Source organism: Shewanella frigidimarina NCIMB 400 (genome assembly GCF_000014705.1).
Taxonomy (GTDB): domain Bacteria; phylum Pseudomonadota; class Gammaproteobacteria; order Enterobacterales; family Shewanellaceae; genus Shewanella; species Shewanella frigidimarina.
In genome coordinates this window covers 190,205-205,481 of the sequence record NC_008345.1, presented here as the reverse complement: position 1 = coordinate 205,481, position 15,277 = coordinate 190,205, and the positions used below count along the sequence as shown (strand labels likewise).

Below are 15,277 nucleotides of genomic sequence, written 5' to 3'. Positions count from 1 at the left end.
ATAATCATGGGATAAATGATGCCGTTAATGGATGACGTAGCCACATTAAAAGCACAGCTGGCTGAGTTAGTCTCACAGCAAGGTGCACAACAGGCCGATGTAAATCAGCAGTTAGCTAAATTCAGCCAGCAACTTGATGCTTTGGCCCTGCAAGTACAAGCGCAAAACAACAATGAACAACACATTAGCTTGGCTGACAAAAACTTACATGTTCCTGTGTATGAGAGTCGAGCAAACGATTCGAGCGGCAATATCGTTGCCGATAAACCTCAATACTCTTCTTCCGCTTGGGAACGCCAACCGTTAGACACAAATCATTCAGCGTCAGCGCCATCCATAACAGCGCAACAAACCTCGATAGTCACAAAGTCACCAGCCAGACAAAGTGCGCTAAGTGCCATGGTCTCTCAATTAGCTGAAGCTATTGGCGAATTCAGCACATCTGCGCTGGCACCATTGTCTGGGTTAACCGAACAAGCAAAAAGCTTTTATCAACATTACCAAACTAAGGGTTTAGGTGCTGTATTTTTGATGACCGTTGCCGGCATCATTACCCTGACACTTGGGTTTGGTTACTTATTGCAGTTTTCTATTAACAACTGGTTTTCAGAGCTGGGTAAAGCGTTATTAGGTTTAGGCGTAGCAAATAGCATTATTGTCGGTGGTGTATTCATTCGACAAAAACGACCGGGCATGCAAGATTTTGGTTCAGGGCTTGTTGGTCTTGGGCTTATTCTTAACTACTTGTGTTTGTATTTCTTAGGGCCGTATTTTCAGCTTATTCCCGATACAGCCTGCTTTGGTTTACTGTTACTCAACACCGTTTTTGGTTATGGTTTATCATTTAAACTCGACACCAAAGTGGTGGCCATTGTCGCCTTACTTGGTGGTTCACTTGCGCCATTGATGTTACTTGATGGTGGTCAAACACCATTATTGTACCTGCCGTATTTAATGCTTATCGGTATCTGCTCGATGGTACAAAGCCACAAATTAGTTTGGCCGATACTCATCGAAATAACTGCATTACTCCATATCGCTTGCATACAAATACTCAGCTTATTTATTCAATTGCCGCTGTCTGTCATTGATTGGCAAACCGGCTTAGCATTATTGATGATCAATGGGCTCTTCTACCTCTACGGTATTGCCAGCTTATTATTTGTCATCAAGTCTGCGTTAACACCAAGACTGCTAGCGGTTCCAATCGCACTCATGGTTTTTACTCTCTACACCCTAACGGAATGGAGTATTTTTGCTGGTGAGCTATTTGCACTTAATGCATTGCTGTGTGGGTTGTTATATTGGGTAATTAAACGCGATAAAGATATTAATGCACTTGCCTTGGCTTTTGCCGGAAGCTTTGCTGGTTTTGCCGCACTGTTTTTACTCAGCGTCGAACTGATGGGATTAGTGTTGTTATTAGAGGGATTATTGTTACTGTGGATTGGCTGTAAACAACAATTTAACCCTATTAGAGCAGAAGCTTATGTCTTGCTGATACTGGGCATAATCAGCAGTTTTGCTAACGTATTTGATGTACTAACCCTGCCACACTATGACAATAATGGCTTATTAGGGTATCAAGCATTATTGAGCTTATCGATGGCACTTACCTGTGCAATGACTTTTGCAGCACAAAAGCTTCTTAGCCGCCATCAAGCTGATTTAATGACATTTGAGCACCTAGCTGTACGGTTTATCAGAGAGTTACTTGGAGTGCTTTATACGGTTACCTTATTACTCATTAGCTTCTTTATCACTGAGCAATATTGGCTTAATACATTGCCATTAATCAGCTTATTACTACTGTACATGAGTGCTAAACACACCCTACGCTTTAGCGAAGTATTAGCCTGGATAGTGCAACTGCCTCTACTAGGATTAGTGATTATTGGCATGGTAGACGCCAATAGCTTGAGTTTTGCAGACCAAGCTATGAACGCTAAGTTAGCCCGTATCGAGCTCTTTACCGGACTGTTACTCGCGTATTATTGGTACAAAAAATATTACGCCGACGCTAAGTTAATCCGTTTTGCTTACTATGTTCAGTTGGCATGTTATTTAGCCTTACCATTGCTGCTATTACCTAAAATCGTTCGTAGTTATCCAGACTATATTGCTATCGCATTATGGCTAAGCAGCCTCATGAGCTTAGGATTAGCATACCTTGTTAATCACAAGAGTCTTCGCTATGAGTCGCAAATACTCACGGTATTAGCAACCATGGTTACAGCAGCAATGTGTCTAGCAGAACTGTGGCAAGGACTAATCGCATTGGTGCTTGGTTTATCATTTATTGGGCTCATTAGCTGGCGTTATACTCAGTTACCTGAGAAGTGGCAGCAAATGACTACGCTTCAATGGCATATTGGTCCATATTATATTGCCTTAGTAATCGCTGTATTGAGTCAAACAGTTACGAACCTAATCCACCCATCATGGGCAATTACTGCTTTAATTATTTGCGGATATTTCAGTGTGATTACCGAAAGAAGCACTCGTATAGGTCGACATTTAAAGCAGGCCTTAGCACCTAGTTATAGCTTGGCTTACACGGCAATCTTTATCTGTGCCATTTTACCGATTGTGCTTCACAGTGAAACACAGCTGACGTTAAACATTAATAGCTTACTGATTAATTTAGCAGAGTTTGGAGTGCTTGTTTTATTAGCTCGATATTTACTAACCGCTAAGTTAGGCATTAGAGCACACAGAAAAATAGTCTCTCACAACGCACTAAAATGGGCATGGCATGCTTTATTGGTAATAAGCTATTTACTCTGGAGTTACCAATTAGACACCAGCATGGCTGCGCCAATGAGTGCAGTGTTATTAGTAGTACATGCAAGTGCGGTGATGTTTATCAGTTTGAGACCTCAACAAGCAAGCCTCGTCAGGTTAGCGGCATTACTATTTACTTTAGCGTGTATCAAAGTGATTTTTGTAGATATGGCGTCATTTGAATTAATTCAAAAAATCGTCGCCTTTATTTTGATTGGAGTGATTTTACTAACGGTTGCTTACTTTTATCAAAAAGCTAAAAACAATCAATTGCCTGAAGACCTTACAGCCTAGTCATTAAATCTAGCTTGCTTATAACAGTGATAAGCAAGCTAGAATAAACTTACTTGGCAAACCGAGGTATTGACGGATAATCAACAATAACGGCCTCTTCAAGTAATGCACGACGTAGCATATCGTAAGCAATTGCCGTACTCATACTTCTTACAAGCTGGCGTGATCGTTTAGGTAACTTCACCATTTGGCTATATACACCGTGTTTAGTTGCTAATGCTATTGCAACTGTTCCAACAGGTTTGTCATCAGATCCTCCATCAGGGCCTGCAATACCGCTAGTGGCTAATGCAAAATCACTGTCTAAAATGCCTCGAACACCTTGCGCCATTGCTTCAACAGTAGGAATAGATACTGCACCATGATCATCTAAGATCTGTGGATTAACGCCCAGCACTTTCACTTTAGACTCATTACTGTAAGTCACTAAACCATGATGCAAGTACGAAGAACTACCTGCAAAATCGATCAATTGACTGGTGATCATGCCACCAGTACAAGACTCTGCCACACTAAGGCTAAAACCAGACTGGTATAATCGATGATGGATCTCTGCTGCTAATGTTGGGCGATTTTCAGCAACAACCGCACAACCTAATAAAGCTTTAACCTGCTTTGTTACATCAGGTAACTGACGAATAGCTTTATCACCACGAGCAAATATCTTAATTTCAATGTGTGGCATTGAAGAACGATAACCTAACTCAATTCCAGCTGGTAAAGTGATCTCTGATAGAGTATCCGCTAAAGATGACTCTCCATGACCAATAGTAAGTAATTTTTCTAAAGCTGACTTTTCTTGAACACCAAACTCTTCAGTAATAAATGGAATAAATTGCTCTGTGACCATGTGCTTTAATTCAAAAGGCACACCTGGTGTAAAGAATAACCACGCATTATTCAACTTCACTCTAAAGCCGCATGCTGTTCCGACTGGATTATCAACCATCACAGCAGAAGCTGGTAACCAAGCTTGCTTCAAATTACTCTTAGCCATTACACGATTATTACGGGTAAACCAATCTTCTAAATGTTCACGCCATTGTACATTTTCGACAAGTTCTTCGCCTTTAGCTTTCGCCATGGCTAATGCAGACATATCATCACTAGTAGGCCCCAAACCACCATTAACGATAATGACATCAGCATGCTTACTACGCTCTTGGAATGCGGCAACAAGGTCATCCATCCGATCGCCAACTGTCACTCTATGTTGCATCTCAATGCCTAATTCCATCAAGGTATTAGCAACCCAAGCAGCATTGGTATCCACTATCTGACCAGATAGTACCTCTTCACCAGTACAAATCATTTCTAACTTCATTGTTATTCCTTATCCCATGCTATTGGCACTTAAGTTAGGGGACCAATATGTGAATGGCAAGAAAATAGATCGTATTTATAGAAAATTAACTAATAAGTAGCTGAATGAATTACAACAACTCAACAGTAACATCTCAAAATAACTAAATTAGATCGTTTAGCTAATGATCTTTGTACGAGTTATCAGCAATACATAAGGCATACAAATAATATAGGCATGCTCAATAAAACGATAGTTATGCATTTGGAAACAGCTGCATAAAAGCTGTATAACGCTTGAGATAACTAAATTGAAGTGATTAAACACTAATAAAACAGAAATAAGTAAACATCTATGAGGGACAAAGCTGCTATCAAATGAATATTTCAAAAACAAATTTTCAAATGTGATCCTCTGTATTTGGCATGACCAAGCACATTTGATTTATAAAGAGTCCAGAACTGAGATGACTACTCACCCATTTCAACAACATAGTTCGGTTTACGCACTGCGCACTGCTGTCTATATAGGGAAATATCATAAATTTCAGATACAAAAATCCTCGTCGTGAGACTAGGCTTCGATGTCATTCGCGGAGCTGGTGCTGATTATCATCAGAGTGAGCCTGCGTTCGCCGGCGTGACAGGCCGCCTGCAGTTTATTGACAGCCTAATCAACCAAGCGACGAAGAGCATGTATGCCCACATGTCGTGAAGGCCATGGTTAGTCAAGAAAGACCACTCGACCTTTAATCTTTTCGTATTTTCTGATACGAAAAAGGCCTTTGCATTACAGCAAAGGCCTTCATCTTAAGTTGGCGGAGCGCAGGCTGATATCATAAGAGTGAACCCGCGTACCCATGCGTGACAGGCCACCTGCAGTTTATTGACAGCCTAATCAGCTAAGCGACGAAGAGCATGCATGCCCACATGTCGTGAAGACTATGGTTAGTCAAGAAATACCACTCTATCTTTAATCTTTTCGTATTTTCTGATACGAAAAAGGCCTCTGCATTTCTGCAGAGGCCTTCATCTTAAGTTGGCGGAGCGGACGCTGATTATCATAAGAATGAACCCGCACCCAAATGCGTGACAGGCTGCCTGCAGTTTATTGGCAGTCTAATCAGCTAAGCGACGAAGAGCATGTATGCTCAAATGCCTTGAGGACCATGGGTGGGCAAGAAATACCACTCTATCTTTAATTTTTTCGTATTTTCTGATACGAAAAAGGCCTCTGCATTGCTGCAGAGGCCTTCATCTTAAGTTGGCGGAGCGGACGGGACTCGAACCCGCGCCCCCCGGCGTGACAGGCCGGTATTCTAACCAACTGAACTACCGCTCCTTTAGCAAATTGCTTGCGCACGATGCTAAATGCTTTTTAAGTCGCTAGTATGTCATAACTAGGAGACTTGCTCTTTCGAGCATCTCTTAACGAGATAATTAGGCGCCTGGAAATGACCTACTCTCGCATGGGGAGACCCCACACTACCATCGGCGATACTGTGTTTCACTTCTGAGTTCGGAATGGGATCAGGTGGTGCCACAGCTCTATGGTTTCCAGACAAATTTGTTTATCTAACGCACTATTCTTGATGCATTAAATAATAATTCGGAAAGCTGATTGCTTTTACTCTTATCAAGAGTCTTGAGTTCACACTGTTTAAGCGCCTCATTCTAACACTAAGGTCAGTAAAACCCATCTGGGTTGTATGGTTAAGCCTCACGGGTCATTAGTACAAGTTAGCTCAACGCCTCACAACGCTTACACACCTTGCCTATCAACGTAGTAGTCTCCTACGGCCCTTTAGAGAGCTTAAAGCTCTAGGGATGACTCATCTTAGGGCTCGCTTCCCGCTTAGATGCTTTCAGCGGTTATCGATTCCGAACGTAGCTACCGGGCAATGCCATTGGCATGACAACCCGAACACCAGCGGTTCGTCCACTCCGGTCCTCTCGTACTAGGAGCAGCTCCCTTCAATCATCCAACGCCCACGGCAGATAGGGACCGAACTGTCTCACGACGTTCTGAACCCAGCTCGCGTACCACTTTAAATGGCGAACAGCCATACCCTTGGGACCGACTTCAGCCCCAGGATGTGATGAGCCGACATCGAGGTGCCAAACACCGCCGTCGATATGAACTCTTGGGCGGTATCAGCCTGTTATCCCCGGAGTACCTTTTATCCGTTGAGCGATGGCCCTTCCATTCAGAACCACCGGATCACTATGACCTACTTTCGTACCTGCTCGACGTGTATGTCTCGCAGTTAAGCTGGCTTATGCCATTGCACTAACCGTACGATGTCCGACCGTACTTAGCCAACCTTCGTGCTCCTCCGTTACTCTTTGGGAGGAGACCGCCCCAGTCAAACTACCCACCAGGCACTGTCCTCAACCCCGATAAGGGGCCAGAGTTAGAACATCAAAACTACAAGGGTGGTATTTCAAGATTGACTCCACTCAGACTAGCGTCCAAGCTTCAAAGTCTCCCACCTATCCTACACATGTAGGTTCAATGTTCAGTGCCAAGCTATAGTAAAGGTTCACGGGGTCTTTCCGTCTAGCCGCGGGTATACGGCATCTTCACCGCAATTTCAACTTCACTGAGTCTCGGCTGGAGACAGCGTGGCCATCATTACGCCATTCGTGCAGGTCGGAACTTACCCGACAAGGAATTTCGCTACCTTAGGACCGTTATAGTTACGGCCGCCGTTTACCGGGGCTTCGATCATGAGCTTCTCCGAAGATAACCCAATCAATTAACCTTCCGGCACCGGGCAGGCGTCACACCGTATACGTCATCTTGCGATTTTGCACAGTGCTGTGTTTTTGATAAACAGTTGCAGCCACCTGGTATCTGCGACTGCCGTCAGCTTAGGGAGCAAGTCCCATCACCAACAGCAGCGTACCTTCTCCCGAAGTTACGGTACCATTTTGCCTAGTTCCTTCAGCCGAGTTCTCTCAAGCGCCTTGGTATTCTCTACCCGACCACCTGTGTCGGTTTGGGGTACGATTCCCGCTAACCTGAAGCTTAGAAGATTTTCCTGGAAGCATGGCATCAACTACTTCATCACCGTAGTGACTCGTCATCAGCTCTCAGCCTGTACATTAAAGTACGATTTCCCGGATTTGCCTAAGAAATCAACCTACCACCTTAAACGCGGACTACCAACGCCGCGCTAGCCTAGCCTTCTCCGTCTCTCCATCGCAGTTAGCGGAAGTACAGAAATATTAATCTGTTTCCCATCGATTACGCCTTTCGGCCTCACCTTAGGGGTCGACTCACCCTGCCCCGATTAACGTTGGACAGGAACCCTTGGTCTTCCGGCGAGGGAGTTTTTCACTCCCTTTATCGTTACTCATGTCAGCATTCGCACTTCTGATACGTCCAGTGTGGGTTACCCCTTCACCTTCAACCGCTTACAGAACGCTCCTCTACCGCGCACTTCTAATGAAATGCACCCGTAGCTTCGGTGGTATGTTTAGCCCCGTTAAATCTTCCGCGCAGGCCGACTCGACTAGTGAGCTATTACGCTTTCTTTAAATGATGGCTGCTTCTAAGCCAACATCCTAGCTGTCTAAGCCTTCCCACATCGTTTCCCACTTAACATACACTTTGGGACCTTAGCTGACGGTCTGGGTTGTTTCCCTTTTGACAACGGACGTTAGCACCCGCTGTCTGTCTCCCGAGTAGTACTCATTGGTATTCGGAGTTTGCAAAGGGTTGGTAAGTCGGGATGACCCCCTAGCCTTAACAGTGCTCTACCCCCAATGGTATTCGCTCGAGGCGCTACCTAAATAGCTTTCGAGGAGAACCAGATATCTCCGAGTTTGATTGGCCTTTCACCCCCAGCCACAAGTCATCCGCTCATTTTTCAACATAAGTCGGTTCGGTCCTCCAGTTGATGTTACTCAACCTTCAACCTGCCCATGGCTAGATCACTCGGTTTCGGGTCTACACCTTGCAACTAAACGCGCAGTTAACACTCGGTTTCCCTACGGCTCCGCTATTCGCTTAACCTCGCTACAAAATGTAAGTCGCTGACCCATTATACAAAAGGTACGCAGTCACGGTCTCAAGAACCGCTCCCACTGCTTGTACGTATACGGTTTCAGGTTCTATTTCACTCCCCTCACAGGGGTTCTTTTCGCCTTTCCCTCACGGTACTGGTTCACTATCGGTCAGTCAGGAGTATTTAGCCTTGGAGGATGGTCCCCCCATATTCAAACAGGATGTCACGTGTCCCGCCTTACTCGTTTTCATCTATGGTTAGTTTTCATGTACGGGGCTATCACCCTGTGCCGCTGTGCTTTCCAACACATTCCACTAACACCCCATAGACTTAAGGGCTAATCCCCGTTCGCTCGCCGCTACTAGGGGAATCTCGGTTGATTTCTTTTCCTCCGGGTACTTAGATGTTTCAGTTCCCCGGGTTTGCCTCACAACACTATGTATTCATGTTGTGATACATGCTTATGCATGTGGGTTTCCCCATTCGGATATCGTTAGCTCAAATGCTTATTACTAGCTCGCCAACGCTTTTCGCAAGTTATTACGTCCTTCATCGCCTCTGACTGCCAAGGCATCCACCGTATACGCTTGGTCACTTAACCATACAACCCAAATGAGTTTCACACCCTTGAATTAACAAGAGAAGAGCTCTGGGTCATATCATGACCAGCTGGTTTTTACTTGTCTCACCTCCAGGGTAGGAAGTGGACTCGCCTTAGTTTTTTAGAATATTCAAGACACTTAAACAGTGTTTTGAGAACTCAAGTGTTAATGCTTTCGCATTAACGTTTTTCGCACTAACGTGATCACACAAACGACAACGAATCATCATTTATGCGCCTTTAGTTAGTACTATCAGCTTTCCAAATTGTTAAAGAACAACACTTAACCGGCAAACGGTGTGTTTCACTCTACTTCCGAAGAAGTTAACAAGTAATCTGTGTGAACACTCACATGCATCTCTGCACTTTAGGTATTGAGTTAGTCGTATAGGTAAGGAGGTGATCCAGCCCCAGGTTCCCCTAGGGCTACCTTGTTACGACTTCACCCCAGTCATGAACCACAAAGTGGTGAGCGTTCTCCCGAAGGTTAAACTACCCACTTCTTTTGCAGCCCACTCCCATGGTGTGACGGGCGGTGTGTACAAGGCCCGGGAACGTATTCACCGTGGCATTCTGATCCACGATTACTAGCGATTCCGACTTCACGGAGTCGAGTTGCAGACTCCGATCCGGACTACGACGTACTTTGTGAGATTAGCTCCACCTCGCGGCTTTGCAACCCTCTGTATACGCCATTGTAGCACGTGTGTAGCCCTACTCGTAAGGGCCATGATGACTTGACGTCGTCCCCACCTTCCTCCGGTTTATCACCGGCAGTCTCCCTAGAGTTCCCACCATTACGTGCTGGCAAATAAGGATAGGGGTTGCGCTCGTTGCGGGACTTAACCCAACATTTCACAACACGAGCTGACGACAGCCATGCAGCACCTGTCTCACAGTTCCCGAAGGCACAAGTCCATCTCTGGTCTCTTCTGTGGATGTCAAGAGTAGGTAAGGTTCTTCGCGTTGCATCGAATTAAACCACATGCTCCACCGCTTGTGCGGGCCCCCGTCAATTCATTTGAGTTTTAACCTTGCGGCCGTACTCCCCAGGCGGTCTACTTAATGCGTTAGCTTGGGAGCCCAGTGACTAAGTCACCAAACTCCGAGTAGACATCGTTTACGGCGTGGACTACCAGGGTATCTAATCCTGTTTGCTCCCCACGCTTTCGTGCATGAGCGTCAGTCTTTGTCCAGGGGGCCGCCTTCGCCACCGGTATTCCTCCAGATATCTACGCATTTCACCGCTACACCTGGAATTCTACCCCCCTCTACAAGACTCTAGTTCGCCAGTTCCAAATGCAATTCCCAGGTTGAGCCCGGGGATTTCACATCTGGCTTAACAAACCGCCTGCGCACGCTTTACGCCCAGTAATTCCGATTAACGCTCGGACCCTCCGTATTACCGCGGCTGCTGGCACGGAGTTAGCCGGTCCTTCTTCTGTAGGTAACGTCACAGTAATAGTTTATTAAACTATTACCTTTCCTCCCTACTGAAAGTGCTTTACAACCCGAAGGCCTTCTTCACACACGCGGCATGGCTGCATCAGGGTTTCCCCCATTGTGCAATATTCCCCACTGCTGCCTCCCGTAGGAGTCTGGGCCGTGTCTCAGTCCCAGTGTGGCTGATCATCCTCTCAGAACAGCTAGGGATCGTCGCCTTGGTGAGCCATTACCTCACCAACTAGCTAATCCCACCTAGGTTCATCCAATCGCGGAAGGCCCGAAGGTCCCCTCCTTTCCCCCGTAGGGCGTATGCGGTATTAGCAGTCGTTTCCAACTGTTATCCCCCTCGACTGGGCAGATCCCTAGGCATTACTCACCCGTCCGCCGCTCGTCACCTCAGGAGCAAGCTCCCTTGTGTTACCGCTCGACTTGCATGTGTTAGGCCTGCCGCCAGCGTTCAATCTGAGCCATGATCAAACTCTTCAATTAAAGTTTTTTTGAAACCAAAAGGTTTCGGCTCAATGAATTCTGATTTCATTAATTAGACTCGGAAGAATCTAAATAATGTTTGTACATATTACTATGAACATTCATCGTTGCATTGAGTTTAAATTTTTTGATTGCCAACATTCCGAAGAACAGAAGACAATTTCGAATAACTCAATACCTGTGAATGTCCACACAGATTTCTTGTTTAGATTGTTAAAGAACGTTGATATCAATTTTTCAGACATCACCATAAGACGCTAGGTCGTTGGCTTGGGGTGCGTATTCTACGCTTTCCCGTGTTGGCGTCAAGTGTTTTTTCAAACTTTCCTTTCACCTTGAAATCAGTGTTTTGAAGCACTTAATTCAACCTGACTCGGTAACCGCTTGCGCTGTCTGCCGTGTCAGTGGATGCGCATTATAGGCACCACACGTTTTTGCGCAAGGCCTTTTTTAATAAAAAAGGATCGCTTGGCGATCTTTTCACCAAAAGCGATCCTTTTTCGTATTTTAAGCTATTTTATGACTGTTTATTGTACTTCTTTAGCGTTCTGGCGAAACTGTTCAAGGAAGGTAGCCACACTTGTATCATCCCAATCGACATACGAACGTACATAAGCCACCAGCTCACCTTGCTCATTTAAGATAAATGTTGCAGGTATCGTATCAAGCGGAAAGACATCACGTAGTTGTTGTTGCGGATCGAAATACGAATTAAATTCGCCTAATCCAAGAGACTCCAAAAATGGTTGCACAATAGCCACAGCTTCTGCATCAATAGAAATGGGCAATAATGCAAAATGTTCTGCATTTAGAGTTTGATTTAATCGATTGAGTGCAGGAAGTTCTCTTACACACGGCGGACACCAAGTAGCCCAAAGATTAACAACAACCACTTTACCCTTATATTGTTCAAAGTTAACCGACTGACCAACGAGATTAGTAAAATCGACCAGAGCAATTGGGAATGGTTGCGGCAATATATTTATGCGTTCGAGAGTTGATTCAGAGGTTTGCTTAGCCGCAGCTTGCATGCCGGGGTATGCATTAGCCACACTTGCAGTACCCATAAGAAAGAAGCTAGTGAATATAAACGCAAACCACTGTTTCAAGGTTAATACTCCATTATGTTACTTAGTTGTCTTACTACGATTTAATAGCGCATCTAACTCGGCTTGTTGCTCTGTCGACAAGGTTGTCGATTCTGTTGCCTGGATACGCTGCTTACGCACGAAGATAAAACCAATAAAGAGACCCAAAACAAGTAATCCAAATGGACCAAGCCATAGAATATAAGTTTTCGAGTCTAACTTTGGATTGTACAAGACAAAATCGCCATAGCGGCTGGTCATAAATTCAATAATCTCTGAATCTGACTTACCACTATCGACCATGGTATACACCTCAAGACGTAAATCTTGGGCAACCGGAGAGTTTGAATCGACTAAGTTTTGATTCTGACACTGTGGGCAACGCAATTGGTGTGCTAGTGACAATGCTCTTTGTTGATTATCTGCCGATTGAAATTCATAAGTATCAACAGGTGTCGCCATTACCGTCAGAGTAAAAAGTAAACTCGTACAAGCCACCATCATTTTAAATATGAATTTCATTACGATGCTCCATCGACTTTAGCTTCAGCTTGTAATTGCTGGATCATTGGATACAAGGTTTGTGTCCATACTGTTTGATCTATAGGACCGGCATAGCGATAACGAATAATACCGTTGTGGTCGACGATAAAAGTTTCCGGTGCTCCATAAACTCCAAGATCAAGACCTAAGCGACCATCTTTGTCAAAGATGTTAACTGTGTATGGATCACCTTGAGTAGTTAACTCCTTAACAGCTAATGCTCTCTCGTCACGATAATTGATACCATATATAGGTAATAAGTTACGTTTAGACAGCATCATCAAATAAGGATGTTCATACTTACATGCCGGACACCAAGTTGCCCAAAAGTTCAACATAGACACTTTTGCTGGAAGATCTTTCTCAGTTAACACTTCACTAGGCACTTCTAAGCGCTCAAGTTGGAAAGCCGGAACTGGCTTTCCTTCTAATGCAGAATCAAGCACTTTAGGATTTAGAAATAATCCTTTGTATAAAAACACGCCCATACCCAAAAATATAACCAAAGGTATAAACAGTACAAACTTCTTCATAATGTCTCCGAGTATATTAAGCTGTCGCTAATTTTGCTTTTGCTGCATCTTCTGTTGCAACCTGCTTCACACGATAACGCTTATCTGATGCTGCAAGGAACCCACCTATCATCATGAAGATCGAGCCAAACCATAACCAACGAACAAATGGCTTGTAATTAAGACGCACAGCAAACTCAGTTAAACTAATTGGATCGCCCATAGTGACATATAAATCGCGGAACAATCCCCAATCAATACCCGCTTCGGTCATATCCATAGTTCGAACATTATATTGACGACGATCAGGCTTTAACAAGGTAATAAATTCATCATCTTTGTAGATTTCGATTTGACCTTGTTGAGCGGTATAGTTTGGACCTACTACATTTTTAGTTTCTAAATACTTAAATGTATAACCAGCCAGTTCTTGGCTAATTCCTGGTCCCATACGCACGCTTTTTTCAATCGAGTAATTAGACACGATAGTTGCGCCCATTACCGACACAGCAATACCAAAATGAGCGACGATCATACCTAATTGGCTACGGCCCATTTTATTAAGACTGATACCACCTTCTTTGTTGCTTACAATATTATAAGCAGCCCGCAAAGTTGATAGCATGATCCACGTTGTAGCCGCTACACCACACATCACCCAAGCATTAAATTGACCATCAGCAACAAATGGAGCCGACACACCAACCACTAACGCGATAATAGCAGGCACAAGTAACTGCTTTTTAATTTCACCCGGTTTAGATTTCTTCCAGCGAATAATTGGACCAATACCCATAAAGCCAAATAGCACTAACACGATAGGGACAAATACGGCATTAAAATATGGAGGGCCAACAGAAATTTTACCCATGCCTAATGCATCGATCAGTAACGGATAAAGCGTACCCAGCAAAACGGTACCTGCCGCAACAGTGAGTAACACATTACAGATTAGTAACATGGTTTCTTTCGATTTAAGCTCAAATCGTGCAGGGCTACTCATTTCGCTTGCTCGGAAGGCAAACAAAGTTAATGAACCACCAATGGCAATACCTAACAACAACAAGATAAACAAGCCACGACTTGGATCTGCTGCAAAAGAATGCACTGAAGTAAGAACGCCCGAACGTACAATAAAGGTGCCGAGTAAACTTAATGAGAAGGCAAAGATAGACAGCAATACAGTCCAGTTACGGAATGCCCCACGCTTTTCCGTCACAATTAATGAGTGCACTAAAGCAGTACCGACTAACCAAGGCATAAATGATGCATTTTCAACTGGGTCCCAGAACCACCAGCCGCCCCAACCTAATTCGTAGTAAGCCCACCAAGAACCAAGTGAAATACCACCAGTTAGAAATATCCATGCAGCTAAAGTCCAAGGACGACTCCAGCGTGCCCAAGCAGAATCAAGTCTGCCACTCATAAGGGCTGCAATAGCAAAAGCAAAACATACCGAGAAACCCACATACCCTAGATACAACATTGGCGGATGGAAGATTAAGCCAACATCTTGCAACATTGGGTTTAAATCTCGCCCTTCTAGAGGAATAGGGAATATCCGTTCAAATGGACTAGAAGTTAGGATCATGAATAAACCGAAGCCAACAACGATCATCGCTAAAACAGATAACACCCTTGCAGTAAAGACTTCTTCTAAGCCCTTACTAAACAGTGCCACTGATGCAGTCCATACAGACAACGCGAATACCCAGAATAATAATGAACCTTCATGACCACCCCATACCGCCGCAATTTTAAAGAATATTGGTAGTTGAGAATTAGAGTGATGGGCGACATAAGCCACAGAGAAATCATCAACAGCAAAGCTGTACCCTAGCGCTATAACGGAGAGACTGATGAAAAAAAACATTCCGTATGTCAGTGGCCAGGCATAGCGAACAAGATACTGGTCTTTACGTGCGGAACCATATAACGGCACGCTAGCTAGCAGTAAGGCAAAAGCCAAACCGAGAATTAGCGAGAAATGTCCAAGTTCTGGAATCATGGGTATTCCTTAGTCTAAAAAAATTAGCGGATCTGAAACAAACAAATCACGGCAGTACTAATTAATGCGGTGAAACTAATATACGCACATTAGCTTAAACGAATTTTAACGCATTTTAGAACTTGCTATGGCTTCTGTCTGCCATTTTCGTACAAAATTGGGTCACTAGTCTCATTATGAGTATCTATTCAATCAAA

General features: G+C 44.3%; 6 protein-coding genes, 1 tRNA gene and 3 rRNA genes. 1 reads left to right on the top strand and 9 read right to left on the bottom strand.

Features of this window, described 5'->3' with window-relative positions; all coding sequences use genetic code 11:
- Positions 1-18 precede the first annotated feature (18 nt).
- Positions 19-3,078, top strand: coding sequence for a DUF2339 domain-containing protein (locus tag SFRI_RS01005; RefSeq protein ID WP_011635677.1), 3,060 nt, complete (start codon positions 19-21; stop codon positions 3,076-3,078).
- Positions 3,079-3,127: 49 nt separating this feature from the next.
- On the opposite strand, the gene SFRI_RS01000 is transcribed toward SFRI_RS01005, so the two are convergent.
- From SFRI_RS01000 to SFRI_RS00960, 9 genes are all read right to left on the bottom strand, one after another.
- A complete protein-coding gene (locus tag SFRI_RS01000; RefSeq protein WP_011635676.1) occupies positions 3,128-4,402 on the bottom strand; it encodes a CinA family nicotinamide mononucleotide deamidase-related protein in 1,275 nt (424 codons plus the stop codon).
- 1,243 nt (positions 4,403-5,645) lie between these two features.
- A tRNA-Asp gene (locus tag SFRI_RS00995) sits at positions 5,646-5,722 on the bottom strand.
- 104 nt (positions 5,723-5,826) lie between these two features.
- Positions 5,827-5,942, bottom strand: a 5S ribosomal RNA gene (rrf, locus tag SFRI_RS00990).
- A gap of 147 nt (positions 5,943-6,089) precedes the next feature.
- Positions 6,090-8,994: ribosomal RNA gene (locus SFRI_RS00985) — 23S ribosomal RNA — on the bottom strand.
- Between the two features lie 392 nt (positions 8,995-9,386).
- Positions 9,387-10,929 (bottom strand): 16S ribosomal RNA (locus SFRI_RS00980).
- The 16S, 23S and 5S rRNA genes sit together here with 1 tRNA gene alongside, the layout of an rRNA operon.
- Before the next feature lie 527 nt (positions 10,930-11,456).
- Complete coding sequence (locus tag SFRI_RS00975) at positions 11,457-11,996, bottom strand: TlpA family protein disulfide reductase (RefSeq protein ID WP_011635675.1); 540 nt, start codon at positions 11,994-11,996, stop codon at positions 11,457-11,459.
- 60 nt (positions 11,997-12,056) lie between these two features.
- The gene (gene nrfF / locus SFRI_RS00970; protein WP_011635674.1) at positions 12,057-12,539 is read right to left on the bottom strand and encodes a heme lyase NrfEFG subunit NrfF; all 483 of its coding nucleotides are present in this window, start codon (positions 12,537-12,539) and stop codon (positions 12,057-12,059) included.
- Positions 12,539-13,093, bottom strand: a complete 555-nt coding sequence (locus SFRI_RS00965) for a DsbE family thiol:disulfide interchange protein (protein WP_011635673.1) — start codon at positions 13,091-13,093, stop codon at positions 12,539-12,541. Before SFRI_RS00965 ends, nrfF begins: the two co-directional genes overlap by 1 nt.
- 16 nt (positions 13,094-13,109) lie before the next feature.
- Entirely contained in the window at positions 13,110-15,080 is a 1,971-nt protein-coding gene (locus SFRI_RS00960) for a heme lyase CcmF/NrfE family subunit (protein WP_011635672.1), read from the bottom strand.
- Between the last annotated feature and the right edge of the window lie 197 nt (positions 15,081-15,277).